At 74.3% G+C, this 25341-nt stretch carries 23 protein-coding genes and 1 pseudogene; 18 read left to right on the forward strand and 6 right to left on the reverse strand.

The window, feature by feature from the left end; all coding sequences use genetic code 11:
* The first annotated feature begins 9 nt into the window (after window positions 1–9).
* From DVK05_RS02510 to DVK05_RS02520, 3 genes are all read left to right on the forward strand, one after another.
* Window positions 10–438 carry a CoxG family protein gene (locus DVK05_RS02510; RefSeq protein WP_053771589.1) on the forward strand — a complete coding sequence of 143 codons (429 nt, stop codon included), beginning with the start codon at window positions 10–12 and terminating at the stop codon, window positions 436–438.
* Entirely contained in the window at window positions 435–1241 is an 807-nt protein-coding gene (locus DVK05_RS02515; protein WP_121561848.1) for a nitrilase-related carbon-nitrogen hydrolase, read from the forward strand. Before DVK05_RS02510 ends, DVK05_RS02515 begins: the two co-directional genes overlap by 4 nt.
* A 693-nt stretch (window positions 1242–1934) precedes the next feature.
* Window positions 1935–2960, forward strand: a complete 1026-nt coding sequence (locus DVK05_RS02520; RefSeq protein ID WP_121561849.1) for a presenilin family intramembrane aspartyl protease PSH — start codon at window positions 1935–1937, stop codon at window positions 2958–2960.
* 315 nt (window positions 2961–3275) lie between these two features.
* On the opposite strand, the gene DVK05_RS02525 is transcribed toward DVK05_RS02520, so the two are convergent.
* Together DVK05_RS02525 and DVK05_RS02530 are read right to left on the reverse strand one after the other, a co-directional pair.
* Window positions 3276–3785 (reverse strand): PUA domain-containing protein, encoded by a 510-nt coding sequence (locus DVK05_RS02525; protein WP_121561850.1) that lies wholly within the window; start codon window positions 3783–3785, stop codon window positions 3276–3278.
* 50 nt (window positions 3786–3835) lie between these two features.
* Window positions 3836–7663, reverse strand: a complete 3828-nt coding sequence (locus DVK05_RS02530) for a MarR family transcriptional regulator (protein WP_121561851.1) — start codon at window positions 7661–7663, stop codon at window positions 3836–3838.
* Between the two features lie 116 nt (window positions 7664–7779).
* Between DVK05_RS02530 and DVK05_RS02535 the strand changes: the two genes are divergently transcribed.
* A complete protein-coding gene (locus tag DVK05_RS02535) occupies window positions 7780–9357 on the forward strand; it encodes an aldehyde dehydrogenase family protein (RefSeq protein WP_121561852.1) in 1578 nt (525 codons plus the stop codon).
* A 33-nt stretch (window positions 9358–9390) separates the two neighbouring features.
* On the opposite strand, the gene DVK05_RS02540 is transcribed toward DVK05_RS02535, so the two are convergent.
* Window positions 9391–10305, reverse strand: coding sequence for an HD domain-containing protein (locus tag DVK05_RS02540; protein ID WP_121561853.1), 915 nt, complete (start codon window positions 10303–10305; stop codon window positions 9391–9393).
* Between the two features lie 137 nt (window positions 10306–10442).
* Here DVK05_RS02540 and DVK05_RS02545 point away from each other — a divergent pair, with 137 nt between their 5' ends.
* From DVK05_RS02545 to DVK05_RS02580, 8 genes are all read left to right on the forward strand, one after another.
* On the forward strand, window positions 10443–11126 hold the full coding sequence (locus tag DVK05_RS02545) for a haloacid dehalogenase type II (RefSeq protein ID WP_121561854.1): 684 nt from the start codon (window positions 10443–10445) through the stop codon (window positions 11124–11126).
* 4 nt (window positions 11127–11130) lie between these two features.
* Complete coding sequence (locus DVK05_RS02550; RefSeq protein ID WP_121561855.1) at window positions 11131–11553, forward strand: hypothetical protein; 423 nt, start codon at window positions 11131–11133, stop codon at window positions 11551–11553.
* Window positions 11554–11787: 234 nt separating this feature from the next.
* A complete protein-coding gene (gene dapA, locus DVK05_RS02555; RefSeq protein ID WP_121561856.1) occupies window positions 11788–12789 on the forward strand; it encodes a 4-hydroxy-tetrahydrodipicolinate synthase in 1002 nt (333 codons plus the stop codon).
* Window positions 12786–13589: a 4-hydroxy-tetrahydrodipicolinate reductase gene (gene dapB / locus DVK05_RS02560; protein ID WP_121561857.1), complete on the forward strand. Its 804-nt coding sequence runs from the start codon at window positions 12786–12788 to the stop codon at window positions 13587–13589. Before dapA ends, dapB begins: the two co-directional genes overlap by 4 nt.
* A 57-nt stretch (window positions 13590–13646) precedes the next feature.
* Window positions 13647–14486: a 2,3,4,5-tetrahydropyridine-2,6-dicarboxylate N-succinyltransferase gene (locus DVK05_RS02565; protein WP_121561858.1), complete on the forward strand. Its 840-nt coding sequence runs from the start codon at window positions 13647–13649 to the stop codon at window positions 14484–14486.
* A complete protein-coding gene (gene lysA / locus DVK05_RS02570) occupies window positions 14483–15850 on the forward strand; it encodes a diaminopimelate decarboxylase (protein WP_121561859.1) in 1368 nt (455 codons plus the stop codon). Before DVK05_RS02565 ends, lysA begins: the two co-directional genes overlap by 4 nt.
* Window positions 15847–16794 carry a diaminopimelate epimerase gene (gene dapF / locus DVK05_RS02575; RefSeq protein ID WP_121561860.1) on the forward strand — a complete coding sequence of 316 codons (948 nt, stop codon included), beginning with the start codon at window positions 15847–15849 and terminating at the stop codon, window positions 16792–16794. The genes lysA and dapF overlap by 4 nt, the downstream gene beginning before the upstream one ends.
* Entirely contained in the window at window positions 16791–18035 is a 1245-nt protein-coding gene (locus tag DVK05_RS02580) for a M20/M25/M40 family metallo-hydrolase (protein ID WP_121561861.1), read from the forward strand. Before dapF ends, DVK05_RS02580 begins: the two co-directional genes overlap by 4 nt.
* 52 nt (window positions 18036–18087) lie before the next feature.
* Here DVK05_RS02580 and DVK05_RS02585 read toward each other — a convergent pair whose 3' ends face one another.
* On the reverse strand, window positions 18088–18585 hold the full coding sequence (locus DVK05_RS02585; RefSeq protein ID WP_121561862.1) for an NYN domain-containing protein: 498 nt from the start codon (window positions 18583–18585) through the stop codon (window positions 18088–18090).
* Between the two features lie 118 nt (window positions 18586–18703).
* Between DVK05_RS02585 and DVK05_RS02590 the strand changes: the two genes are divergently transcribed.
* The 4 genes from DVK05_RS02590 to DVK05_RS02610 all read left to right on the forward strand — a co-directional run bounded on the left by DVK05_RS02590 (window position 18704) and on the right by DVK05_RS02610 (window position 23386).
* Window positions 18704–19807: an AI-2E family transporter gene (locus DVK05_RS02590; RefSeq protein ID WP_121561863.1), complete on the forward strand. Its 1104-nt coding sequence runs from the start codon at window positions 18704–18706 to the stop codon at window positions 19805–19807.
* 81 nt (window positions 19808–19888) lie between these two features.
* Window positions 19889–21076 (forward strand): cell division protein FtsZ, encoded by a 1188-nt coding sequence (locus tag DVK05_RS02595; RefSeq protein WP_121561864.1) that lies wholly within the window; start codon window positions 19889–19891, stop codon window positions 21074–21076.
* Between the two features lie 78 nt (window positions 21077–21154).
* Complete coding sequence (locus DVK05_RS02600) at window positions 21155–21889, forward strand: hypothetical protein (protein ID WP_121561865.1); 735 nt, start codon at window positions 21155–21157, stop codon at window positions 21887–21889.
* Window positions 21890–22216: 327 nt separating this feature from the next.
* Window positions 22217–23386: a 5-(carboxyamino)imidazole ribonucleotide synthase gene (locus DVK05_RS02610; protein ID WP_121561866.1), complete on the forward strand. Its 1170-nt coding sequence runs from the start codon at window positions 22217–22219 to the stop codon at window positions 23384–23386.
* 18 nt (window positions 23387–23404) lie between these two features.
* Here DVK05_RS02610 and DVK05_RS02615 read toward each other — a convergent pair whose 3' ends face one another.
* Both DVK05_RS02615 and DVK05_RS02620 read right to left on the reverse strand, forming a co-directional pair.
* Window positions 23405–23656, reverse strand: coding sequence for a type II toxin-antitoxin system HicA family toxin (locus tag DVK05_RS02615; RefSeq protein ID WP_121561867.1), 252 nt, complete (start codon window positions 23654–23656; stop codon window positions 23405–23407).
* A gap of 1 nt (window position 23657) precedes the next feature.
* A complete protein-coding gene (locus tag DVK05_RS02620; RefSeq protein ID WP_121561868.1) occupies window positions 23658–23927 on the reverse strand; it encodes a type II toxin-antitoxin system HicB family antitoxin in 270 nt (89 codons plus the stop codon).
* Window positions 23928–24010: 83 nt separating this feature from the next.
* Between DVK05_RS02620 and DVK05_RS02625 the strand changes: the two are divergent.
* Both DVK05_RS02625 and purE read left to right on the forward strand, forming a co-directional pair.
* Window positions 24011–24507: pseudogene (locus DVK05_RS02625) on the forward strand (NUDIX hydrolase).
* A gap of 76 nt (window positions 24508–24583) precedes the next feature.
* On the forward strand, window positions 24584–25192 hold the full coding sequence (gene purE, locus DVK05_RS02630) for a 5-(carboxyamino)imidazole ribonucleotide mutase (protein ID WP_121561870.1): 609 nt from the start codon (window positions 24584–24586) through the stop codon (window positions 25190–25192).
* The last annotated feature ends 149 nt before the right edge of the window (window positions 25193–25341 follow it).

Raw genomic sequence — 25341 nt, forward strand, 5'->3', positions numbered from 1 at the left:
CGGGTACGTATGACCGTTCGAGTCTCCCGGACGTTCGAGTTCGACGCGCCCCCGGCCGACGTGTGGGCGTTCATCTCGGACGCGGAGCAGCGCGCGGGCGCCATCAGCGTGGTCGACTCCTTCGAGGTTCACGACGACGGCAGCGCGACGTGGCACGTCGCGCTCCCGATCCCGATGATCCGCTCGACGATCGACGTCGAGACGAAGGACATCGCGCGGGACCCCCCGAACCGAGTGAAGTTCGTCGGGAAGTCGCGGGCGTTCCGCGTCACCGGCGAACACGAGATCACCGAGACCGACGGCGGCTGCCGGCTCGCCAACGAGTTCGTCGTCGACGGGAAGCTCCCGGGCGTCGAGTCCTTCTTCAAGCGGAACTTCGACGCCGAGCTGGACAACTTGGAGGACGCGCTCCGCGCCTCGCTCGCCTCGCCGGCATGAGGCTCGCCGGCGTCCAACTGGCGGTCGAGGGCGGCGCGGTCGAGGCCAACGTCGAGCGGGCGCTCGACCGGGTGCGAGAGGCGGCGGCCGACGGCGCGGACCTCGTCGTGCTCCCCGAGCTGTTCGACGTGGGCTACTTCGCGTTCGACGCGTACGGGCGGGCCGCGGAGAGCCTCGCCGGCGACCGGCTCGCCCGGTTCGCGGCCGCGGCCGACGACCACGACGTGGCGGTGCTGGCCGGGACGGTCGTCGAGGACCTGTCCGCGTCGGCCGCGGACGGCCTCGACGTGCCGGCCGACTCCGGGCTCGCCAACGCCGCGGTGCTGTTCGACGCCGACGGCGAACGGCGCCTCGTCTACCGGAAGCGACACCTCTTCGGGTACGGCTCCGAGGAGACGGACCGGATGGTCCCCGGCGAGCGGACGCCCGTGGTCGACCTCGGGGGCGTCACGGTCGGGGTGACGACCTGCTACGACCTCCGCTTCCCGGAGCAGTTCCGCGGGATGGTCGATCGGGGCGTCGAGTGCGTGCTGGTGCCGAGCGCGTGGCCCTACCCGCGGATCGAACACTGGCGGACGCTCGGTCGCGCGCGGGCCATCGAGAACCTCGCGTACGTCGCCGCGGTCAACGGGAGCGGCCGGTTCGGCGACGACGCGCTCTGCGGCCGGAGCGCGGTGTACGACCCCTGGGGAACGACGCTCGCGTCGGTCGGCGACGAGCCGGGCGTCGTGACCGCGACGGTGGACCCCGACCGGGTCGCGGCGGTCCGCGAGGAGTTCCCGGCGCTGCGCGACCGCCGGTGAGCCGGCCCGCGCGTGCCTCGCGGGGGGCGCCGAATCCCGCGTGTCCCGATCTCGCGCCGCCGGGCCCCACGTGCTCCGATTCCGCCTCGCCGGATCGCGCCGTTCCGGATCTCACACCTTTATACGCCTGAGGGACATAGCGCCTTTTGCCGAAGACCGACGCTTTTCTCGTTGGAATTCGGCGTTAATCGATCCGCGCGCCCGTCCCGACCACCCGGGCGGCGACGCCGACGACAGCCTGGGGGTCCGCTGTCCGGCCGCCGCCCGCCGCCTCTCGCCGCCGCTTCGCCTTTCGCCCGCCTCCCACCTCTCCCACCCCTTTCGCTCGTTCCCTCGACGACCAGTGTCGCTCTCGTTCCGTCCGGTTTCGTCCCCCTCGTTTCGTCCGATTCCGTCCCCTTCACACTCCGAGTATCTTTCCTGATAACTCGGACGGTAGGTTCTTACGTCGCTCGGGGAAGGAAGCAAACGCCGCGGACGAATCCGACCGGCCCCATCCCGTTCCGGGCGGGCCGGTCGGCCACTCGCTTCCACCGTCCGTCGTCCGTCGGCTTGGGTTCGGGTCCACCCGCTCCCACACCGAGCCCGAACCCGTTTCTGTTCGCGCTTCGCTCCTCGAACAGCGACCGCCGTCGCCGCCGCGCGCGGCCGAAGCGCAAGGACGAAACCCTCGGCCGACGAACCGGCGGTCGAATGTTCCCCCGCGAGTACCGCGGCGTCGCCTTCGTCGTCGGGCTGTTCGTAGTCGTCCAGGTGGGCGCGCTGGCGCTCGTCCCCGAGTTCGCCGAGAGCGGGTATCAGGCGGTCGAGAACCCGGACAACCCCGTGAACAGCGTGGTGTACGTCGCGGCCATCGTCGTGATGACCGGACTGATGCTGGCGGCGTTCCGGTACGACTTCGACGGGGCGATCCGACTGTTGATCGTCGGCGTGTCGGCGTGGCTCTCGTGGTACGTGTTCTCCGCGCTCGTCCCGCCGCTCGCGGCCGCCGTCCCGGCGGTCGCGGTCGCGGTCGGCCTGCTCGTCCACCCCGAGTGGTACGTCATCGACACCGCCGGGGTGTTGATGGGCGCGGGCGCCGCCGGGCTGTTCGGCATCTCCTTCGGCCTCCTGCCCGCGCTGATCCTGCTCGCCGTCCTCGCCGTCTACGACGCCGTCTCCGTGTACGGCACCGAACACATGCTGTCGCTCGCGGAGGGCGTGATGGACCTGAACATCCCCGTCGTGCTGGTGATCCCGCTGTCGCTGTCGTACTCGCTGCTCGACGGCGAGTCGGCCAGCGAGGAGGCGTCAGGAGTCGCCGGGGAGTCGGAATCGGACGCGGAGGACGGCGAGACGGCGGACGCCGGCGACGCCGACGCGGACGCGAATGACACCGAGGACGTGGCCGCCGACCCCGCCGACGCCCCCGGCGACCGCGACGCGTTCTTCATCGGCCTCGGCGACGCCGTCATCCCGACGGTGCTGATCGCGAGCGCGGCGACGTTCTCGCCGGCGGCGGACCTCGCGGTCCCGCTCCTCGGGGTCAACCTCCCCGCGGCGCTGGCGATGGTCGGCACCCTCGCGGGGCTGCTCGTCCTCATGCGGTGGGTGATTCAGGGGCGCCCCCACGCGGGGCTCCCGCTCCTGAACGGCGGGGCCATCGGCGGCTACCTGATCGGCTCGGTCGTCGCCGGGGTCCCGCTGATCGAGGCGCTCGGACTGGCGGGATTCCTATAAGTCGATTCGGCGCACGATGAGTTCGTTCACGGACCACCGACCGACACGAACACCCCCGAAGCCCCAGCCGCGAGGCGACCAGACGCTCGCTGCGCTCCTCGTCGCTCGCGTTGCTCGCTCCTGCGGTGCTTACGTCGCCTCTGGTCGCCTCGCGGCTGCCCCTTCGAGTCCCGCCCGACCGCAACCGCACCTCACACCTCCCCAGCCTCGCGGTTCGCGCTCTCCGAGCGCTCACCGCGTCCCTCGCGCGTGCCGCCTCGCGGCCTCCGCTTCGCTCCGGCCGCTCGCAGGCACGCGCCACCGCAGAGGGGGTTGTCAGTCGTCGTCCGTGGGGTTCCCGTCGCGCGTCTTCACGGCGACGCCCGAGCCGAGTTGTTCGGCCTCCGCGCCCGAGAGCTCGGCCCGCCCGACCCCGAAAATCGCGTCGGACTCGTCGACGACGAGCACCTCGTCACCCGGGCGGATCCCGTTGTCGGCCGCGGTAACGAACTTCGCGAAGGCGTTGCGCCCCTCCCGGACGAACGGCTCGCTCTCCTCGCCGACGACCATCCGGTGTCGCGGCGCGGCGAACGCCTCGTGGATGCGCTTCCCGCCCGCGAGCCCGAGCGTGAACCGGCCGTCGGTGCCGTAGGAGACGAGGCGGTCGCCCTCGCTGCTGCCGGGCGTGTCGTCGACGTCGCCGTCGATCACCTGTCGCGGGCGGCCGCCGCTCGACCGGCGCACGGTGAGCGGGTCGCCCGGCGGGAACAACGCGTCGCCAGCGCCGGCCCCGAACTGGTAGTCTGCCGCCGTCCGCAGGTCCGCGAGCGTGTCGGCGTCGGTCATGGCCGCGGTTCTCCGCGCGCGCCCAAAGCGATTGCGACACCGCCCGCGGCTCACCCGAGCGGCGGGTACGTCGCGGCGCCGTCGCCGTCGACGCGCCAGCGGTCGGCGAGCGCCCGGTACGCCGCCGGGTCGGCGGCCGACTCGGCCGGGACCGCCTCGGGCGGCGACTCCCGAAGCGCATCGACCACCGTTTCGCGGTCCGTCGCGGACGAGCCGCCGCGGCCCTCGGCGAGGAGATCGGCCAGCTCGTCGGCGGCCGCGACGACCGCCCGAACCGCCTCGATCCGGTGGCCGAGGTCGAGCGCCGCGGTCAGCCGGGACGCCGCCGCCTCGCCGTCCCCGCGCTCGGCCGCCGCGGCGCCCAGCGCCGCGAGCGCCTGCGCCTCGACCTGCGTGAACCCGCCAGCGCGGGCCGACTCGACGGCGGACTCCAGCGCGGCCGCCGCGGCGTCGGCGTCCCCCCGAGCCAGCGCCAGCCGCCCCCGGACCCGGTCTAGCTCCGCCAGCCGCTTGTGCCCCGCGTGGTCGTCGAGCAGCGACGCGGTCCGGTCGACCCGCCGCTCGGCCGCGCCGAGGTCGCCGCGGTCGATGGCGACCTCCGCCAAGATGGCGGTCACCATCGCGCAGCGCGTGTCGGCGTCGAGCGCGTCGAGGCGCTCTAACGCGTCCGTGAGGTACCGCTCCGCCCGGTCGAGGTCCCCGGCGACGTGGGCCGCGCTGCCGAGGTGGCTCAGCGCGAACGCCTCGTACAGCTCCGAGCCGACCCGCTCGGCGATGGCCCGCGCCTCCGCCGCGCGGGCGACCGCCTCGCCGACGGCGCCGCGCTGCTCGGCGACCGCCGCGAGGTTCAAAAGCGAGATAGCCTCGCGGTGTTCGTCGCCGACCGTCCGGTAGCCGTCGAGCGCGCGCCGCGCCGTCCGCTCGGCCGCGTCGAGGTCGCCGCGACGCCGCAGCGCGACCGCCTGGTTCGCGCGCACGTTCGCCGCCCCGTGCGTGTCGTCGTAGGCGCGGAACAGGTCGCCAGCCACCCGGTAGTGGGCGAGGACGGCGTCGGTCCCGTCGAGCCCGTCGAGCGCGTTCCCGACGTCCATCAGCGCCTTCGCCTCCGCGATGGGGTCGCCGACCTCGACGGCGATGGCGTACGCCCGCGAGGCCGCCTCGTAGGCCTCCTCGAAGTCCCCGTCGAAGTGGGCCGCCTGGGCGCGGCCGCGGACGGCCGCCGCGAGCCCGCCGCGGTCGCCCGCGGCCGCGAACAGCTCCTCGGCCCGCTCGTACCGCTCGCGCGCCGCGTCGTACTCGCCGCGGCGCCGCGCCACGTCGCCGTACCCGCGCTGGCGCTCGGCGGCGCCCGCCTCGTCGGCGGGCCGCCACGCGTCGAGCGCCGCCGCCGCGCCGTCGAGGTCGCCGGCCTCGACGTACATCCGGGTCACCCACTCCGGCGGCCGGTCGCGGAGGCCGTCCGGGCACGCGTCCGGGAGGTCGATCCAGGCGTAGCGAACGCGCCCGTACAGGGGCGCGAGCCGGGGGTACCGACGGCCCACGCCGTACACCGCCCGGACCGTCTCCGCCGCCCATGCGGCCGGATCGCGCTCGATCCGATCGACCGTCGGTGCGTCGCCGCCCACGGCCCGCCGGACGCGGGCGCGCCGCGTCGGGTCGTCCGCGAGCGCGAGCACCCGCGAGACGGCCCGGCCCACGCGCCTGGCGACGACCGGCGCCGGCTCCCGCTCGACGAGCCGCTCTAGGAACAGCACCGACCACTCGTCGTGGACCGCGCGGTACCCCTCGTCCCCGGAGCAGACGAGGGCGGTCCCGACGAGGCGGTCGAGCGCGCGCCGCACCCCGTCGGCGGTCGGCGACGGGTCGCCGTTGCCCCCATCGAGGTCGCCCCCCGAGCCCTCCGCCGGCCCGTCGACGAGCGCGTACGCCAGGGTCCCGACGTCGCCCACGCCGGCGACGTTGAGGAGGTTCACGAGCACCGCGACGTCCGCCGTCGGCGGCGGCCGGTTCCGGACCTCCCGGACCGCCTCCGCGACCGCCGCCTCCAGTCCGGACTCGGGGCCGGCGTCTGCGCTGCGTCCGACCGTCCCGTCGCCCGTCTCGTGTTCTCCCGAGGCGCCGCCCGCGCTCTCCCCCGGGTCGCCCGCGGCCGACCCGGTCGCGCCCTCGCCGCTCGCGCGGACGAGGCGGTGGACGAGCGCGAGCAGCTCCCCGACGCGCTCGTCGTCCGCGCGCCGCACGTCGTCGAGCAGCGCGTCCGGGTCGGCCGCCGGCGCCGACCCGGTACAGTCGGCGACGTGGGCGACGAACCGCTCCACCTCGCGCGCGTCGAGCCGGGGCATCCGCACGGTCACTATCTCCCGGCGGTAGCGCAGGTCGGCCGGGGACAGCGGGAGCCCGTCGGGGTCGTCGTAGGGCTCCTCGCGGGCGTCGAACAGGAAGGACACGTCGTCGCGGTCGGCCAGCTCGCGGGCGAGGCTCACCGCCTCCGCGGCCCCGGGGTCGACCGCGTCCTCGACGACCACGAGGTGGTGGCCGTCCCCCGTGGTCACGCGCTCGCGCAGCCGCTCCGTCGCGGCGAACGGGTCGCCGCCGTCGCTCGGCCGGTACGTCACCGGACCGCGTCCGGACCGGTACCACTCGACCGCGACGCTCCGGCACACCGTGCTCTTGCCGCTGCCCGGCGGACCGACGAGCGCGTGGTCGGTGCCCTCGGCGAGGCCGTCGACGAGCAGGCCGGCGATCGACCGCCGCTCGCCGTCGCGCACCGCGGTCCTGTCGAGGACGTACCCCGCGTCGACCTCCGGGAACGACGCGGTGGTACGGAGCGGCCCATACGGGTCCGGGTCGCCGGAGAGCCGGTCTTCGTCGACCGCGTGGAACCCCTGCGCCGCGAGCGGGCTCCGCCCGGGGTCGTCGGACCCGGTTCCCCCGAAGAGCCGACCGCCGGTGCGCCCTGTTCTCCCGTCCGCCCCGGCGGATCGCCTCGGGCTGTCGGCCTCCTCCTCCTGCTCGGACCGGTCACCGTCTGTCGACGAGTCGCCCGCACCTTCCTCGGATAGGTCGTCACCGCTCGCGTCGCCCTCGGTCTCGCCCGACTCGGCGTCGTCCATCGCCGCGAGCGCGTCGCCCGTGTCGCGCCCGCGGTCGATCAGCCTCCGCACCTTCCGTTCCGCCCACTCGACGGCCTCCGGCTCGGTCGACGCCGCCGCCCCGTGGAGCGTCCCGTCGTCGAAGGTGAGAAGCAGCGCGGTCCCGTCGGCCGCGACCACCCCCGCGTCGACGGCGTCGACCGCGGCGACCCGGGACCCCTCCCGGCGCGCGACTGCGCCGAGGTCGTCCGCGAAGCGCTCGGCCGCGTGCCGGTACGCCCGGTCCGCGAGCGCCAGGTCGACGGTCCCGCCGCCCGCGGCCGTGCGCCGGAGCCGCTCCGCGACCCGCGGGTAGGGGAACGCGGGCAGCGCGGCCGCGACCGCGTCCGCGTCGGCGAGCGCCCCGTCGAGTACCTCCAGCGGCCGGTAGGGGTCCGGGGCCGCGGCCCGGTACGTCTCCGCCTCGCGGAGGACCGCGGGGTCGACGTCGACGTCCGCGCCGAGCGGGTCCAGCACGTCGCCCGCGGCCGCGAGGTCGTCGGCGGCCGTCAGGAACTCGCGGTACTCGGTGGCGAGGAGGCGCCCGGACAGCGTCGTCCGATAGCCGTCGGTCTCGCTCGCGACGAGCCCGGCCGCCTCCAGCTCGTCTATCGCCCGGTTCACCGTCGACCGGGAGTGGCCGAGCGCGTCGACGAGCTCGTGCTTGCGCAGCGGCTCCGCGGCGAGCCGTTCGAGGAAGTCGAGCCGGCGCTCGACGGCGCCCACGAGCTCCGACGGCTCCGTCATACGTGCCCCCGCACCACACCCACCGGTATAACTGTTTCTTCGGTGACGGCTCTCGCGCGCGGTGGCACACTGTTTCACTGGGTGAGAATAAGGGCGTCACCGACACAGTCGCTCGCATGAGCGAGGACCGTGGGAGCGGGGGCGACGAGGCGGAGGCGTCGGCCCGGCTCGACGAGGCGGAACCGAGCGGCCCGGACGAGGCGCAGCCGGTCGAGGCCGCCGAGCCGACGCCGGACGAGGCCGACGCGCCCGACGACGGCGACGACACCGACTCCGCCGCGGCGGGCGACGGCGGCTCGACGCCCGGCGGGTCCGGGACGGGCGCCGCGGACCTGCCGAGCCGCGCGTCGCGGACCGTCGCGGCGTCGCGGGCGGCCGCCGACGACCTGGCGGCGTGGGGCCCCGACGACGTCGACGCGCTCGTGCGGTCGGTCGGCGAGCGCCTGGCCGACAGGGAGACGGTCAGCCGGCTCGCGCGGTCGGCGGCAAACGAGACCGGCCGCGGCCACCCGGGGACGAAGGCCGAGAAGATAGCGACCGCGCTCGACGCCGCCCGGCGGACGCTGCGGGACGCGCCGACCGCCGGCGTGGTCGACCGCGACGGCGCGCGGGGGACCGTGACCGTCGCCGGGCCGGTCGGCGTCGTCGGCGCGGCGGTCCCCGCGACCCACCCGGTCGTGATCCCCGCGGTCCTCTCGCTGTACGCGCTCGCCGCCCGGAACGCGGTCGTCTTCGCGCCCTCGCCGTCGACCGTCGAGACGTGCGACGTGGTCGTCGAGACCGTCCGCCGCGCGCTCTCCGACGCGGGGGCGCCGACCGGCGCGGTGTCGATGCTGCCGGCGCCCGCCGCGAAGCCCGAGACGGACGCGCTGTTCGAGCGCGCCGACCTCGTCGTCGCGGCCGGCTCCGCGGCGACCGTCGCGGCGGGGCAGCGCTGCGGGACGCCGAACCTCGCCGCCGGCGCCGATGGCGTCGTCGCCGTCGCGGATGGGTCGGTCCCGGCCGAGGCCGTGGCGACGCGGCTCGCGGTCGGCGCGACGTACGACTTCGGCGCGCACCCCGCGGGCGACGCCGCGGTCGTCACGGTGTCGCCGGCGGTCGGCTCGCTGTGTTCCGCGCTCGAATCAGAGGGAGGATACGTCCTCGACGCGGCCGAGCGCGACCGGCTGCGGTCGCTCCTCGCCGACGCCGAGGCCGGGGCGACGGACCCCCGCGGGAACTCGCCGCGGTGGCTGGCGGCCGAACTCGACCTCCCGAGCGCGGCCCGCGAGGCGGCGTTCCTCGTCGCCGAGCCCGACGGCGCCGACGACCGGCTCGCGGCGCTGCCCGGGATTCCAGCGGTCGCGGTCCACGGTCGGAGCGGGTTCGACGGCGCGCTCGCGCTCGCCGCGGGGATCGGGTCCCCGCACGCCGCGGCGGTCCACACCACCCAGCAGCGCCGCGCCCGGCGCGCCGCGGAGCGGCTCGCGCCCGGGCGCCTCGTCGTCAACCAGCCGGGGATCGCGGCGACCGGCGCGCGCTCCAACGGGTTCGAGGCGGCGCCCGTGCTGGGGGGCGGCGCCGCCGAGGGGAGCCAGCTCCGCGGCGGGCTCACGCCCGACCGCCTCGCGCAGACCGCGACCGTCGCGGCGACGAGCGTCGCGGACGAGGCGTCCCACCGGAACGGGGCCGGCGACACGCTCCGCGGCCCCTGAGCCGCGTCGCCGGGCTCGGGCGGGCCGGCCGGCTCAGAGCTCGATGCGGTCGACGATCGAGCCGTTCCCGTCCCGCCCGTCGCTGTGGGTGTTGATCGCGACGGTCCGGATCCGGTCTTCGAGGAGCGAGCCCTCTATCTTCGCCTTTAGGAGGGAGTCGACCTGGTAGACGCCGGCGGCGTTGTTCATCCGGATCACGACCTGAACGGGGGTCTCGTCGCCCTCGCGGAGCGAGACGCGCTCGATCGCCTGCGAGGAGACGGTGTTGATCCCGCGGCCGCCCTCCTCGTAAGGGACGCGCGAGCGCCCGCGTTCCATGTCGAGGCCGTCGGCGATCCGGACCACGCCGGCCTCCAGCGTGAGCGGCTGCTCCTCCGTGTGGTGACACAGGATCGCGTGGAGCACCTCCGCCTTCACGCGCACCCGGTCCGCCACGCCGTAGAACGCCGGGAGCAGGTCGTCGAGCAGGTCCGCCGCCAGCGGGATCGAGTAGTAGGGGTGGTCGTGGCGGTGGACGACGTGGCCGATGTCGTGAAGCGTCGCCGCCAGCGCGACGATCACGGGCTCGTCCGCCTCGTCGAGTCCCTGCTGGCGGGCGCCGTTGAACTCGACGCCGCCGGACTTGAGCAGGTCGTACAGCCGGAGCGCGCGGTCGCGGACGATCTCGACGTGCTTGGCGCCGTGGTCGTTGTACCCCTTCCGGGCGACCGGGTTGACGTTCTGCGCCTCCAGGTAGGCGACGACCTCCTCGTCGGATTCGAGCCGCGCGAGGACCTCGTTGAGGCGCTCGTCGGGGAACGCGTGCTCGGCGTCCGGGTCGTACTCGTGGCGCGCGGCGTCGGTGTCGGCGCCCATCTCGTCGCCCGCGGTCGGTTCGTCCGCCGGGGCCGGGTCGGGGACGTCGTCGCCGTCGGTCGGGTCGGGGGCGTCGTCGGACGGGTCGCTCATGCGTCTCCCAGAGTCGCCCGGCCGGGATAAATGTGCGAGCCCTCGGTCCCCGCCCGGACCGCCGAGGCCCGGGCGAGCCGCGACGGAACCTGCCGGCGTCCCGACCGCTTATCCGGCCGCCGGCTGTGCCACCGCCCATGGCGTTCGACCCGGACCGCGTCTCGACGGTGACGTTCGACTCGTACAGCACGCTCGTGGACGTGGAGGCCGCCGAGGCGGCGCTCGCGGACCGCGTCGCCAACCCCGAGCCGGTGTCGCGGCTGTGGCGGTCGCGGTCGCTGGCGTACACGTTCGTCGCGAACGCGGTCGACGCCTACCAGCCGTTCTACGAGATGAACCGCGACGCGCTGACGTACGCGCTGGCGGCGCACGGCGTCGACCTGTCCGAGGCCGAGCGCGACGAGATCCTCGCGGTGTACCACGAGCTGGAGGTGTTCGACGACGTGCGCGACGCCATCGGGCGGCTCCGCGACGCGGGGTACGACTGCTACGTCCTCTCGAACGGCGACCCCGAGATGCTCGCGTCGATGGTCGAGCACGCCGACATCGGGGACCTGATCGAGGACGCGGTCAGCGCCGACGAGGTGGAGACGTTCAAGCCCGCCGCCGAGCTCTACCGCCACGGCGCGGCCCGGACGGGGACGCCGATCGACGAGGTGGTCCACGCGACCGCCGGCTGGTTCGACGTGCTGGGCGCGCGCCACGCCGGGATGCAGGCCGCGTGGGTCGATCGGAAGGGGACGCCGTGGGAGCCGTTCGGCGGCGACCCGGACGCGACGGTCGAGACGCTCCACGAGCTGGCGGACCTGCTCGGGGCCTGACCGCGTGCGCCCCCGCGGTCGGCACCCCGAGACGCTGGCGCTGGTCGCCGTCCTCGCGCAGCTGTCGGTCCGCGCGCTCGTCGGGGGCGCGGCCCTGATCGCCGCTCCCTCCGGTCGGATCGTCGGCCTGTCGCCCGCCGCGCTCGGCCGCACGCCGTTCGCGGACTACCTCGTTCCGGGGATCGTCCTCTTCGCCGTCTTCGGGGTCGGCGCCGGCGCCGTCTGCTACGGGCTGTACGCCGGTCGCGAGCGCGCCCCCGCGGCCGCGGTCGCCGTCGGCCTCGCCCTGCTGGGGTGGCTGGCGGTCGAGGCGCTGGCGGGGTTCGACAGGCCGACGCTCTGGCTGAACCTCGCGACCGCGGTCGCGGCGGTCGCGCTCGCGACGCGGCCCGCCGTCCGCGGCGACGGCCGCGGAGCGGGTCCGTGAGCGACCGCCGCGGCAGTTTCGACCCGAGACACAACGTATAAGCGCGCGACCGATCCATATGGCGATGTGATCCGATCCGCGTCCGCACGCGGCCCGCAGTCGACGCCAGCGGCGCGGCTCTTCTCGAAAAAACGCGCGTGAGCCGTCCGCCGGCGGGAGTGGCGACCCCGTCCCGGACGACCCCCGACTCGCGCGCATCGACCCGTTCACCGACCCGGACTCACCGCAGCACCCATGACAGACACGACCACCACGACACCCTACGCGACGCACGACGCGACGGACGGCGAACCGACCGACGCGCCCTTCGAGGGCGTGTACCCCGCAATGACCACCCCCTTCACCGACGACGACGCGGTCGACCACGACCAGCTCGCCGCGAACGCCCGGTTCCTCGAACGCGCGGGCGTCGACGGCGTCGTCCCCGTCGGCTCGACCGGCGAGTCGGCGACGATGAGCCACGACGAGCACGTCGCGGTGATCGAGACGGTCCGCGACGCCCTCGACGACATCCCCGTCATCGCCGGCACCGGCTCGAACAACACCGCGGAGGCGCTGTCGCTGTCGCGGCGCGCGGCCGACGCGGGCGCCGACGGCCTCCTCCTGATCTCGCCGTACTACAACAAGCCCGAGCCGCGGGGGTTCCTCGACCACTACCGCACCATCGCTGACGAGGTCGACCTCCCGCAGATCGTCTACAACGTGCCGAGCCGCACCGGCCAGTCGATCCCGGTCGACGTGACCGCCGAGCTCGCCGAACACCCGAACATCCGCGGGTACAAGGCCGCCTCGGGCGACCTCAACCTCATCAGCGAGGTGATCGAGCGCACCCGCGACGAGGCGTTCGCCGTGCTGTCGGGCGACGACGGCCTCACGCTACCGATCCTCTCTATCGGGGGCACGGGGACGATCAGCGTGGTCGCCAACGTCGAGCCCGAGCGGACCTGCGCGATGGTCGGCGCCGCGCTGTCGGGCGACTACGACCGCGCGCGGACGCTCCACCACGAGCTGTCGCCACTCGTCCGCGAGCTGTTCGCCGAGACGAACCCGATCCCGGTGAAGGAGGCCATGCACATCCGGGGCCGGGGCGGCCCCCGCGTCCGCTCGCCGCTCTCGCGGCTCTCCGAGGACCGGCGCGAGTCGCTCCGCGACCTGCTGGCCGCGTACGAGGAGCAGGCGCCGGGAGCGATCGACCCGACCGCCGTCGACCCCGCGGCGACCGGGGGTGCGGAATGAGCGGACGCGACGGGGGTGACCGCCTCCGTATCGCCGTCACCGGCGCGGGCGGCCGCATGGGCCGCGAGGTGATCGGGGCGGCCGTCGACCGCGAGGCCGTCGCCGTCGCGGTCGCGGTCAACCGCACCGAGACCGACCCGGTCGCGGGCGTCCCGGTCGCCGACGCCGCCGACCTCGACGACCTGCTCGCGAGCGAGGCGCCCGACGTCCTGATCGACTTCACCGGCCCCGACTCCGCGATCGCGTACGCCGAGACCTGCGCCGACGCCGGCGTCCCGCTCGTCACCGGCACGACGGGGTTCGCCGACGCCCAGATCGACGACCTCCGCGCCGCGAGCGAGGCGGTGCCCGTGCTCAAGGCCTCGAACTTCGCCCGCGGCGTGGCCGCGCTCCGCCGCGCGGTCCGCGAGGCCGCCGCGGCGCTGCCCGGCTACGACGTGGAGCTGACCGAGACGCACCACAACGGGAAGCGCGACGCCCCCTCGGGCACCGCGAAGTCGATCCTCGACGACGTGGCGGGCGTGCGCGACGACCTCGACGAGCGCGTCCACGGCCGCGAGGGCGACGCGCCGCGGAGCGTCGGCGAGATAGGCGTCCACGCCCGCCGGGCGGGCGACGTGACCGGCGAGCACGAGGTCCTGCTGGCCGGGAACCGCGAGACGCTGGAACTCACGCACCGCGCCGGCGACCGCGGGGTGTTCGCCGAGGGCGCGCTCGACGCCGCCGCGTGGCTCGCCGGCCGCGACCCCGGCTGGTACGGGTTCGACGACGTGCTGGACGCGGGTGACGCCGATGAATAACCGTCGAGTATCCCCGTACCGACACACAAATACCGACACTCATCCTTACACCACCCAATGAGCCTCGAATCCGACGTTGCCGACCTGTGGAACCGTTATCAGGACGGACTGACCGCCGCGGACGCGACCGACGACGACGCGGCCGTGATCGACGAGTTCCTCGCCGCGCTGGAGGCCGGCGAGGTCCGCGCCGCCGAGAAGACCGGCGACGACGTGACCTCATGGGAGGCCAACGAGTGGGTCAAGCGAGGAATCTTACTCAACTTCGGTCTGCGGGAGACGGAGCCGCGCGAATACGGCGGCGTCACCTACCACGACGTGCTCCCGCTGCGCGACACCGACGACCTCGCCGAGCGCGGCACGCGGAACACGCCGGACGGGACGGCGATCCGCCGGGGCGCGTACCTCGGCAGCGACTGTATCATGATGAGCCCCTCGTTCGTCAACATGGGCGCGTACGTCGGCGACGGCACCCTCGTCGACTCCTGTGACACGGTCGGCTCCTGCGCGCAGCTGGGCGAGAACGTCAAGCTCGGTGCCAACACCCTGATCGGCGGCGTCCTCGAACCGGTCGAGGACGCGCCGGTGATCATCGAGGACGGCGTCTCGCTGGGCGCGGGCTGCCGCGTCACCAGCGGGTTCCGCGTCGGCGAGAACTCGATCGTCGGGGAGAACACGCTCCTCACGCCCCGGATCCCCGTCTACGACCTCGTCGAGGAGGAGGTCGTCTACGGCCACCTCCCGGCCGAGCGCCGCGCGTTCACCCGGATGGTGGAGTCGTCCGTCGGCGACCACGACCTCTTCGAGGGCGGCGCGTACAAGCCCGCGGTCGTCGCGACGCACGTCGAGGAGGAGACGCTGGAGGCGACGCGGCGGGAGGACGCGCTCCGGGAATGAGCGACGCGGACGCGAGCGCGGCGCCGACCGCCCCCGACGAGAACCCTCAGGTCCGCCGCGTGAGCGACTGGGACGCCGACCGCCTCCGCGACCTCGCGGCCGAGCACGAGACGCCGCTGTACGTACAGGACCTCGACCGCGTCCGCGAGAACTGCGAGCGGCTGCTCGCGGCGTTCCCCGACGCCGACGTGCGGTACGCCGTCAAGGCGCACACGGGCCGCGCCGTCCTGGAGGCGGTCCGCGACGCGGGCCTCGACGCCGAATGCGCCTCGGCGGGCGAGGTCGACCGCGCGCTCGCGGCCGGCTTCGACGGCTCGCGGCTCCACTACACCGCGGTCAACCCGCCCGCCCGCGACCTCGACTACGTCGCCGGCGTCGCCGCGGCGGAGCCGGACCTCACCGTCACCGTCGGCGCGGTCGACACCCTCGACCGCCTCGCGGAGCGCGGCTACGACGGCCGCGTCTGTGTCCGCGTGAACCCCGGCGTGGGCGCGGGTCACCACGAGAAGGTCACCACCGGCGGCGCCGCGAAGTTCGGGATCCCCTACGACCGCGCCGCGGACGCGGCGCGTGACGCGGCCGAGCGCTTCGACGTGGTCGGGGTCCACGCGCACGCCGGCTCGGGAATCGACCCGGAGCAGCTGGACAGCCACCGCGAGCTGGTCGCGCGGATGGGCGACCTGGCGCGCGACCTGGCCGACCCGGACGGCGACGCGGCCCCCGTCGCCCTCGACTACGTCGACGTGGGCGGCGGGTTCGGCGTCCCCTACGAGGAGGACGCCCCGCCGCTCGACCTGCCGGCGGTCGCCGAGGCGACCCGCGAGGCGGTCGCGCCGCTGCCCGACGGCACCGACCTCGCCGTCGAGCCCGGACGCTACGTCGTCGCGGACGCGGGCGTCCTCCTGACGCGGGTGAACACAGTGAAGCCGACGCCCGACGAGACGGTCGTCGGCGTCGACGCGGGAATGACCGACCTGCTCCGGCCGGCGATGTACGACGCCTACCACCCGATCCGCAACCTGGGCGGCGGGCGGGGCCGCGACGGGGGCGACGCGCCCCCCGTCGCCGAGCGGGAGGCAACCCCTGTCACGGTCGCCGGACCTATCTGTGAGACCGGCGATACGCTGGGTACGAACCGCGCGCTCGCCGACCCGCGCCGGGGGGACCTCCTCGCGGTCGGGATCGCTGGCGCGTACGGGTACGAGATGGCGAGCCAATACAACTCACGACCGCGGCCGGCGGAGGTCGCGCTCGACGACGGGACCGCGACGGTCGTCCGGCGCCGGGAGGCGCTCGACGACCTGACGACGGTCGAGCGAGAGGCGGCGCGCGGCCGCGCCGACCGGACGGAGGGCGGCCGATGAGCACCCACGCTGTCCCGGTCGAGAAGTACCACGGCACGGGCAACGACTTCCTCGTCGTCGACGCGGCCGCCGAGAACGTCGGCGACCGCGCGGCGTTCGCCCGGGCGTACTGCGACCGCGAGACGGGCGTCGACGGCGGCGACTTCGCCGACGCCGACGACCGCGGCGCGCCGTCGGGCCGGCGCGGCGCGGACGGCGTCCTCTTCCTGTCGATCGAGGAGCGGTTCGACCCGACGCGCGTCGTGATGACGCTGGTCCAGCCGGACGGCTCCACCGCGACGATGTGCGGCAACGGCGCCCGCGTCGTCGCGCGCTGGGCCCGCGACCGGACGGGCGACCGCGAGTTCATGATCGACACGCAGGCGGGCACCCGCCGCGCCACGGTGACCGCGGACGGGAGCGCCGCCACCATCGAGATGGGCGCGCCGACGTTCGACCCCCGCCGCGTCCCGGTCGCCCGCGAGGGCGCGCTCGCGGACGAGCCGCTGGTCGACGAGCCGGTCGAGGGGCTGACCGTCACCGCCGTCAACACCGGCGTCCCGCACGCGGTCGCGTTCGTCGACGGCGGCCGCGACGACCCCGACGGGATCGACGCGGTCGACCTCGACGCGGTCGCGCCGCCGGTCCGGCACGCCGACGTCTTCCCCGAGGGCGCGAACGTCAACCTCGCCGCCGTCGTCGACGACGGCGCCGGCGACGGGCCCGCGGTCCTCGACCAGCGCACCTTCGAGCGCGGCGTCGAGGGCGAGACGCGCTCCTGCGGCACCGGCGCGGTCGCGGTCGTCGCGGCCGCCCGCCGCCTGGGCCTGATCGAGGGCGAGTCGGCCGTGAGCCGCCCGCCGGGCGGCGAACTGGAGATAACGGTGCCGGACCGCGGCCACGCCACGCTCGCCGGCCCCGTCGCCCACGAGTTCTCGGGGGCGCTCCCCGCCGACCCCAGATGAGCGGCGGCGGCGACGCCGGCCCGGGCTCGGACGCGGGACCCGACTTCGACCCGGTCGCGTTCCTCGAAGACGCGGTCCGGATCCCCTCCCACGAGTCGCCCGACGAGATGCGCGAGTCCGTCCTCGACCTCCTCGACCGACGGGGCGCCGACCCCGCGGTCGTCGCGGACGGCTGCGTCCTCGCGGAGAAGCGCTCGCCGGCGCCCGAGGCGGGGCCGCACCTCGTGTTGAACACGCACCTCGACACGGTGACGCCGCACGTCGCGTTCGAGCGCGGGCCGGCGCGCGACGGCGAACGAGGGGCCTCGGCGGGAGCCGGGGACGACCCGGACGAGGTGATCCGCGGCCGGGGCGCCTGCGACGCGAAGGGGCCGCTCGCGGCGCTGCTCGCGGGCTTCCTCGCCGCCGACCCCGACCGCGGGCGGCTCACGCTCGCGCTCACCCCCGACGAGGAGGCGCTGTCGCTCGGCGCCGCGGCGCTGACCGGCCGGCTGCCGGGGACCGACGACCGGCTCGACGGGGACCTGTACCTCGTCGGCGAGCCCACGGGGCTCGACGCCTGTACCGCCGCGAAGGGGCGGTTCCAGGCGACCGTCGAGCTGTCCGGGGTCGCCGCGCACGCCGCCGAGTTCGCGGGCGCGAACGCGGTCGCGGCCGCCGAGGACGCGCTCGCCGCGATCCGGCGGTTCGACGCGGACGCGACCGCCCACCCGCAGTTGGGGCCGCCGAAGCTCACTCCCACGGTCGTCGAGGGCGGCGCGGCGACGAACCAGGTGCCGGCGGACTGCGAGATAACGGTCGACAGGCGGAGCGTCCCGCCCGAGACGGCCGAGGAGTTCCGGTCGTCGCTCGCGGACGCGGTGCGGGAGTCGCTCGCGGGTGGCCCGGCCGGCGACCGCGGGGTCGACGCCGCGGTCGCGCTCACCGACCGCGAGTCGCCGTTCCTGGAGGCGTTCGCGACGGACCCGGACCACGACCTCGTCCGGGCCGTCGCCGAGGCGGCGGGGGACGCGGGCGACGCGGTCGGGCTTTCGGACGACCGTGGCGGCGGCGTCCGGCCGTTCGGCGCGGCGACGGAGGCCTCCTACTTCGCGCCGGCGCCGACGGTCGTGTTCGGGCCCGGCGACCTCGCCGACGAGTCGGGCGCGGTCGCGCACGCCGAGCGGGAGTACGTCCGGGTGCGCGAGGTCGAGGCGGCGGCGGCGGCGGTCGAGGAGACGGTCGCCGCGCTGCTCGGGTGAGCGCGGCCGCGCTCGGACGCCCGCTCGCAACTCCGGACGGGGCGTGCGCCGACTACAGCAGGAACGTCTCCTCCTCCTCCGCGAGGTCGACGAAGTCGTCGGCGGCCTCGATCAGCTCGTCGGCGGCCGAGTTGCCGAACCCCATCGCCTCCACGCGGACGCCCTCGTGGCGGAGGTGCGAGCAGAGCCGGGCGAAGTCGCCGTCGCCGGTGCAGAGGACGACCGTGTCGACGTGGCTCGCCAGCGAGACGGCGTCGAGGCTCATCCCGAGGTCCCAGTCGGCCTTCTTCGAGCCGTCGGCGAACGTCTTGATCTCCTTGATCTTCGTCTCGAAGCCGATGTCGCGGAGCGCCTCGAAGAAGCTCTCCTCCTCGGGCGAGTCGGCGCGGATGACGTACGCGATGGCGCGCACGAGCGACCGGTCCGCGACGGCCTCCTCGAGGAGGCCGGAGTAGTCGATGTTCCGCGAGTAGACGCTCTGCGCCGAGTGGTACAGGTTCTGCGAGTCCGCCAACACCGCGACGCGCTGGTCCGGGTGAATCTCGTTCATGGGCCCTCCTTCACCGCCCGCCGTTAGGGGCTTTGGGATCCGCGCGGCCGCGAGCCCCGGGCGCGGGCGAGCCGCGGCGACCACCATGGTTTATGTCAGACGATGGCGACCGTGGCCCATGGACGAAAAGCGGTTCGTCGTCGCCCTCTTCGGCCTCGCGGTCGCGCTCGTCGCCGGCTACGTGGCCTACCGGTTCGTCGCCCCGCTCACGGTCGCCGTCTTCCTCTACTACTCGACGCGGCGGTTCTACCACCGGCTCGAACGCTTCCGGCTGCCGGCCCGGGTGCGCGCGGTGGTGTCGCTGTCGGTAATCGGCGTGCCGCTCATCGGCCTGGTGAGCTACACCCTGGTGCTGCTGATCTTGGAGGCGCGCCGGTTCATCGAGACGTACCCGGTGGCCGACACCATCGGCGCGGAGAACTCGGTGATCGGCGACCTCGCGGAGCTGTCGAACCCGACGGCCGACGAGCTGCTCGCGGCGTACCGGTCCGGGCAGTTCGACCCCCTCATCGACCTCGTTTCCGAGCAGGCGTCGCTGCTGGCGAGCACCCTCTCGGGGCTCGCCCTGAACCTCCTCATCACCATCGTCGTGACCTACTACCTGCTCATCGACGGCTCCCGGTTCCACAGCTGGCTCCTCTCGTTCGACGACGACGCGGTCGTCCGCGAGTACCTCGAGACCGCCGACGACGAACTGGAGGCGGTGCTGTACGGGAACCTGCTCAACGTCATCGCGATCGGCATCATCGCCGTCGTCACCTACCTCGGGTACAACGCGGTCGCCCCGGCCGCCGTCGAGATCCCGTACCCCACGCTCGCCGGCGCGCTCACCGGCGTCGCCAGCCTGATCCCCGTGATCGGGATGAAGATCGTCTACGTCCCGATCGCGGCGGCGATGTCGGTCCCGCTCGCGCTCGACGGCGACCTCTCGCTGCTCGTGTACGTCGCGGGGTTCCTCGCGGTCGCGGCCGTGGTCGTCGACACCATCCCCGACATCGTCCTGCGGCCGTACTTCAGCGGCAAGACCACCCACGTCGGGCTGCTGATGCTCGCGTACATCTTCGGCCCGGTCGTGTTCGGCTTCCACGGGCTGTTCCTCGCGCCGATCATCCTCGTGCTGGCGCTGACGTTCGCGGACACCGCGCTGTTGCGCCTGCTCGGCGTCGAGCCGGACTCGGGGCCCGAAGTCCCCGCGGGCCAGCGCCGGCTCGACGAGTTCTGATCCCCCGCCAGCGCGCGGCGGTCCGGGGACGGCCCGCGCCGAGCCGAAGTCATATATCCCCGGTCGACGACCGGGCCACGTATGCGACTCCACGTCATCGGACTCGGCGGGGCCGGCGGGCGGGTCGCCGACCGGCTCGCCGCGGCGCACGGCGACGACCCGTTCCTCGGGGGCGTCAACGCCTTCGACACCGACATGGACGCGCTCGGGGCGCTGGACGCGCTCGGCGAGGAGCGCCGGTACCGGTTCGGCGACGCCGCGGGCGGGGACGGGCTCGGCGGCGACCTCCACGCCGGACGCCGCCTCGGGGACGCGCACGCGAGCGAGCTCGGCCGCGCCATGGACGACCAGCGGCCGTCGCTCGCGGAGGCGTTCCTGCTCGTCGTCGGCCTCGGCGGCGCGGCCGGCGCGGGCGCGGCCCCCGCGCTCGCCGCGGAGCTCTCGCGCCTGTACGACGCCCCCGTCTACGCCTTCGGCTTCCTTCCCACCCGCGACGAGACGGAGGAACCGGACGACGACGGGCCGCGGAGCGCGTCCGCCGGAGGAGCGAGCGGCGCGGGGTCGGGCGCGGGCGCCGGCGACGGGTCGGCGGCGCCGACGCCGCACCGCCCGCTCGCCGAGCGGAACGCGGCGCGGACGCTCGACGCGCTCTCCGAGGAGTGCGCGGCGGTCTTTCCGTTCGACAACGCGGCGTGGCTCCGCCCGAGCGAGACGCTCGGCGGGGCGCGCGACCGGCTCAACGGGGTCGCCGTCGAGCGGATCGCGGCGCTGTTCGGCGCGGGCGAGACGCCCGAGGGGACGGAGACGCCCCAGCAGGTGCTGGACGCGAGCGACGTCGCCCGCGCGGCGGGCGGCGACGGCGAGGTCGCGGCGATCGGTCACGCGACGCAGGCAGTCGAGGCGCCCGACTCGGGCTCGAAGTTCGGGCTCGGGCTGTTCGGCTCCTCGGAGCCGGCCGAGGTCGACACCAGCGCCGCGGTGTCGGCCATCGAGACGGTGATCCGGAAGGCGACCCGCGGCAAGAACACGGTCGAGGTCCCCGACGGGCGCGCCGACCGGACCCTGCTCGTCGTCGGCGGCCCGCCGGCGTGGCTCAACCGCGAGGCGATCGCCGACGGGCGGCGCTGGCTCGCCGAGGAGGCCGGCTCGGACGCGATCCTGAGCGGCGACGCGCCGGTCCCGGAGGGCGACGAGGTGTTCGCCGTCGTGATCCGATCGGGCATCGACGAGCCGGACCGGATCCGCGAGATCCGCGAGACGATCCAGTGACCGCGCCGCCGCGGGCCGGCGACCGACGCCCGGCGAGCGACCCGAACCGGTTAACCGGGTGGCGCGCCCAGTGATCCCGTGACGACGCAGGCAGACCTCGGGATCGACCTCGACGTTCGCGACCCCGCGGCCGTCGCGGAGCGGCGCGACGAGCTCGTCGCCGCCGTGCGCGACCACGCGGGGGCGATCGCCTACCAGCTCGCGCGGCTCCAGGGCGGCGACTACGGCCGGGAGACGCTGTCGACGCCCGGCGGCGAGTGGACGGTGAAACACGAGGCGGGCGAGCTGGAGTTCCTGCTGTTCTCGCCGAAGTCGGGCTCGGACACGTACGTCATCTCGACGAAGCAGCCGCCGGACCCCGCCGACCTCGCGGTCGCGCTCGACGACTACGCGGCGTTCGTGGCGGCGTGGAACGACCACGTCGACTCGCTGTCCGGCGTCCTCGACGGCGTGAGCGCCGAGTTCCCGGAGCCGGCGACCACCGAGGGCGTGGTGGCGGAGCGCGACCGCGTCCTCGACGCGATCCGCGAGACCTGCGCGGTCATCGCGGGGGAGATCCACCGGTACGAGGGCGACGACTACGGGACCTTCACGGCGCGCGTGGAGGGCGACCGCTGGGAGCTGAAGTACGACGAGGGGAGCGTCTCGTACCTCCGGATCGGCGGGTCGGGCGGCCTCTACCTCCTCTCGCAGTACGGCGCGCCCTCCGCGGCCGACGTCCGGGAGTACGCGGACGGGTTCCGCGGCTTCGTCGCGGCGTACAACGAGTTCGTCGACGATCTCGAGAGCGACCTCGAACGGATTTCGGTCTGACGCTCCGTCCCGGCCGACCGGCCGGCCTCTTCACACTCACCGTTCGGTCCCGTCCGCGGCGCTCAGGAGGTCGCCAAGCCGGACGGGATACCGGCGCGAGACGACCGCCGCGTACACGGCGGCGGAGACCCCGGCGCTCACCGCGACGGCGACCCCGAACCCGACCGGGGAAAGGGAGGCGAGCCCCGGCGCGTTCAGGGCCCACCCAACCCCGACGAGGCCCGCGCCGTCGACGAGCGCGGCTCTCGCCTGACTGATCCGCGTTCGTGCCTATCTGTTTCGCATTTTGGCAATACTTATTCATCTCTGTTGGGTACCGACTCGCACATGTCGATCACCCTTCCGGGGCCGACGCTCGGCGTCGTCGGCGGCGGACAGCTGGGCCGGATGCTGGGCGAAGCCGCGGCGCCGCTCGGCGTCGACCTCGTCGTGTTGGACCCGACGCCGGACTGCCCGGCGGCGCCGGTCGCGACCGAGCAGATCGTCGGCGACTTCGACGACGCGGACGCGCTCGACGAGCTCGCGGCCCGCGCCGATGCCCTGACCTTCGAGATCGAGCTCGCGGACCCCGACCGCCTCGCGGCCGCCAGCGAGGAGCACGGGGTTCCGGTCCACCCGGACCCGGACACCTTGGAGACGATCCAGGACAAGCTGGTCCAGAAGGAGGCGCTCGCGGACGCCGGGATCCCCGTCCCGGAGTTCGTCGCGGTCGCGACCGCCGAGGGGCTCGAACGCGTCGTCGAGGAGTTCGGCGGCGTCATGCTGAAGGCCCGCGAGGGCGGCTATGACGGCCGCGGCAACGTCCCGGTGGAGACTCCGGACGAGGCCGCCGACGCGCTCGATCAGATCGGCGGCGCCGCGATGGCCGAGGAGTTCCTCGACTTCGAGCGCGAGGTCGCCGTGATGGGCCTGAAGGGCGCGGACGGCGAGACGCGGACCTACCCGGTCACGGAGACGGTCCACCGCGAGGAGATCCTCCGCGAGAGCGTCAGTCCCGCCCGCGCCGACGACGCGGTCGTCGCCGAGGCGGAGTCCGTCGCCCGCGACGTGCTCGACGTGCTCGACGGCCGCGGCGTCTACGGGATCGAGCTGTTCGAGACGCGGGAGGGCGAGGTGCTGGTCAACGAGATCGCGCCGCGCCCGCACAACTCCGGGCACTGGACGATCGAGGGCGCGCGAACCTCGCAGTTCGAGAACCACGTCCGCGCCGTCCTCGGCTGGCCGCTCGGCCCGACCGACCTCGTCGCGCCCGCGGTCACGGCGAACGTGCTCGGCGATGTGGACAAACGGGAGGCGGCCACGCTCCGGAACGTTGAGACGGTCCTCGACGCGCCCGACGTCGACCTCCACTGGTACGGCAAAGACGACGTGTACCCGCTCCGGAAGATGGGTCACCTGACGGTGACGGATCGGGGCGCGACCGATGAAGTCGACCGCGACGCGCTGCTCTCTCGGGCGCGAGAGCTCCGCGACGGGCTGACGTTCCGAGACGCGTAGCCGCCGACCGTCCGGTCTTCAGGAGTTTCGATCGATCCACGCGCAGAAGGCGTCGAAGTCACGCGCGCCGGCGTCGTCCGCGATACCGCTGAGGGTACCCTCCCGAAGCTCGTCGTGTAGCGGAACCGTGACGTGCCGTCTGTCCCTCTCGTTCGTCGGATGCTCGTAGTACAGTTGCGCGTGGTCGCCGGTCGTTCGTCGCCACTCGAACCCGCCGCGGTTGACGAGAACCTTCACAACCTCCCGCCCAGAGAACGTGCGCCTCGCCACGCTATTCGAGGACGTCGGGCGGTTCCGCGTCTCCGGTCGCGTTCTCCTCGGGGTCGATCCCGAGTTCCCGAAGCTCCTCGTCGGTCGGCTCGCGACCGATCTCCCCTCGGTGGAGCGCGACGGCCTCGTCGAGGTTCTCCAGCGCGTCGGACCGGGACTCTCCCTGCGTCGTGACGCCCGTCCCGACGTCTCGGGCGATCCACCAGCCCTCGTCTCGCCAGAGGCGGATCTCCCCGTCGCGGTCCGCTCCGTCTTCCGTCGAGCTCGCCATTACCGTATCTTTCGTCCGATTTCGTTGATAAGGGTTGGGCAGACGAACGACTGATACCGGTGCGCCGACCAAGTGACGACTCGATGCCGGACGGTCTCGCACCCGACGCGGCACGCGAACGCCAGTCGATCCGGCTCCGGCCGGACCGGACCGGATCGAGGCGCTCCGCGAGTGGGCGGAGGAGGGAACCGCCCTGACGGCTGCGGCCCGCGTCTGCGACCCCGACGGTCGGCTCGCGCTCGTGAGGACCTCGTGGTCGGACGGCTGGGTCCTCCCGGGCGGGGCGGTCGAACCGGGGGAGTCGCCGGCGGCCGCGGCGGCGCGGGAGGTGCGCGAGAAGACCGGACTCGACGCGGCGATCGGCGACCCGGTCGTCGTCTTCGAGCAGTCGTACGTGGACGCCGAGCGCGACGCGGTCGCGTTCGAGGCCGACTACGTCGTCTTCGCGGCGCGCGCCGAGGGGCGGATTCCCGACGCGGCCGACCTCGGAGTCGATCCGGACGAGATCCGCGCCGCGCGGTGGTTCGACGAAGTCCCGGCGAACCTCCACGACGGGGATCTGCTGCGGGGGTTCCTCTGACCGCGCTTCGAGGAGAAGTTCCCTCCGGCTCGCCGCATCCGGCACTTCCTTACCGGCCTCCGTCGAACCGCCGTGTATGACCACGGTGGACGACCTGATCGACCGGCTCGAAGCGGAGGCAGCGGCCGACGCGGACCCGGCGACCACCCCGGACGTGGGGATCGTCATGGGCTCGGACTCGGACCTCCCCGTCATGGAGAACGCCTACGAGGCGCTCGACGACCTCGAGTTCGCGGAGCAGACCGACTTCGACGAGGCGCCGGACGCCCGGTTCACCTACGAGAGCTACGTCGTCTCCGCACACCGCACGCCGGAGCTGATGTACGCGTACGGGGAGACGGCGACCGCCCGCGGGCTGGACGTGATCATCGCCGGGGCCGGGGGGAAGTCCGCCGACCTGCCGAACATGACCGCGTCGATCGCCTACCCGGTGCCCGTCATCGGCGTGCCGGTTCAGGAGAAGTCGGTCGACTCCGTCATCGGGATGCCGACCGGCGCGCCGATCGTCGCCGTCGACGCCGGGAAGTCGTACAACGCCGCGCTGTCGGCCGCGCAGGTGCTCGCGCGCGAACACGACGAGGTCGAGGAGCGACTGGTCGAGCTCCACGACGAGCAGAAGGCGGGCGTCGCGGACGTCTCCGCCGACCTCCACGACCTCGGACTCGACGGGTTCCGCGAGCGGTAGCGGGACCGCGTCGCGTCCGGCCGGGCTGCTCCCGACGCGTCGCTCCTTTTCGCTCCGCGACGAACCCGTTCGGCGGCTCTCGGTGACATTTCCGGCGCTTCGACCGCGAACGGCCGGTACCGGCCCGCACGCACGCGGACGCACAAGAC

It is taken from the genome of Halorubrum sp. Atlit-8R (assembly GCF_003666025.1).
Lineage (GTDB): Archaea > Halobacteriota > Halobacteria > Halobacteriales > Haloferacaceae > Halorubrum > Halorubrum salinarum.

Coding starts and splice junctions, on each gene's coding strand:
- DVK05_RS02620 (WP_121561868.1), bottom strand. CDS start 23,927: ATGGCGAGCTCGACGGAAGACGGAGCGGACCGCGACGGGGAGATCCGC.
- DVK05_RS02610 (WP_121561866.1), top strand. CDS start 22,217: ATGTCGATCACCCTTCCGGGGCCGACGCTCGGCGTCGTCGGCGGCGGA.
- DVK05_RS02510 (WP_053771589.1), top strand. CDS start 10: ATGACCGTTCGAGTCTCCCGGACGTTCGAGTTCGACGCGCCCCCGGCC.
- dapA (WP_121561856.1), top strand. CDS start 11,788: ATGACAGACACGACCACCACGACACCCTACGCGACGCACGACGCGACG.
- DVK05_RS02525 (WP_121561850.1), bottom strand. CDS start 3,785: ATGACCGACGCCGACACGCTCGCGGACCTGCGGACGGCGGCAGACTAC.
- DVK05_RS02535 (WP_121561852.1), top strand. CDS start 7,780: ATGAGCGAGGACCGTGGGAGCGGGGGCGACGAGGCGGAGGCGTCGGCC.
- DVK05_RS02585 (WP_121561862.1), bottom strand. CDS start 18,585: ATGAACGAGATTCACCCGGACCAGCGCGTCGCGGTGTTGGCGGACTCG.
- lysA (WP_121561859.1), top strand. CDS start 14,483: ATGAGCGACGCGGACGCGAGCGCGGCGCCGACCGCCCCCGACGAGAAC.
- DVK05_RS02530 (WP_121561851.1), bottom strand. CDS start 7,663: ATGACGGAGCCGTCGGAGCTCGTGGGCGCCGTCGAGCGCCGGCTCGAC.
- DVK05_RS02580 (WP_121561861.1), top strand. CDS start 16,791: ATGAGCGGCGGCGGCGACGCCGGCCCGGGCTCGGACGCGGGACCCGAC.
- dapB (WP_121561857.1), top strand. CDS start 12,786: ATGAGCGGACGCGACGGGGGTGACCGCCTCCGTATCGCCGTCACCGGC.
- DVK05_RS02520 (WP_121561849.1), top strand. CDS start 1,935: ATGTTCCCCCGCGAGTACCGCGGCGTCGCCTTCGTCGTCGGGCTGTTC.
- purE (WP_121561870.1), top strand. CDS start 24,584: ATGACCACGGTGGACGACCTGATCGACCGGCTCGAAGCGGAGGCAGCG.
- DVK05_RS02545 (WP_121561854.1), top strand. CDS start 10,443: ATGGCGTTCGACCCGGACCGCGTCTCGACGGTGACGTTCGACTCGTAC.
- DVK05_RS02515 (WP_121561848.1), top strand. CDS start 435: ATGAGGCTCGCCGGCGTCCAACTGGCGGTCGAGGGCGGCGCGGTCGAG.
- DVK05_RS02565 (WP_121561858.1), top strand. CDS start 13,647: ATGAGCCTCGAATCCGACGTTGCCGACCTGTGGAACCGTTATCAGGAC.
- DVK05_RS02590 (WP_121561863.1), top strand. CDS start 18,704: ATGGACGAAAAGCGGTTCGTCGTCGCCCTCTTCGGCCTCGCGGTCGCG.
- dapF (WP_121561860.1), top strand. CDS start 15,847: ATGAGCACCCACGCTGTCCCGGTCGAGAAGTACCACGGCACGGGCAAC.
- DVK05_RS02595 (WP_121561864.1), top strand. CDS start 19,889: ATGCGACTCCACGTCATCGGACTCGGCGGGGCCGGCGGGCGGGTCGCC.
- DVK05_RS02540 (WP_121561853.1), bottom strand. CDS start 10,305: ATGAGCGACCCGTCCGACGACGCCCCCGACCCGACCGACGGCGACGAC.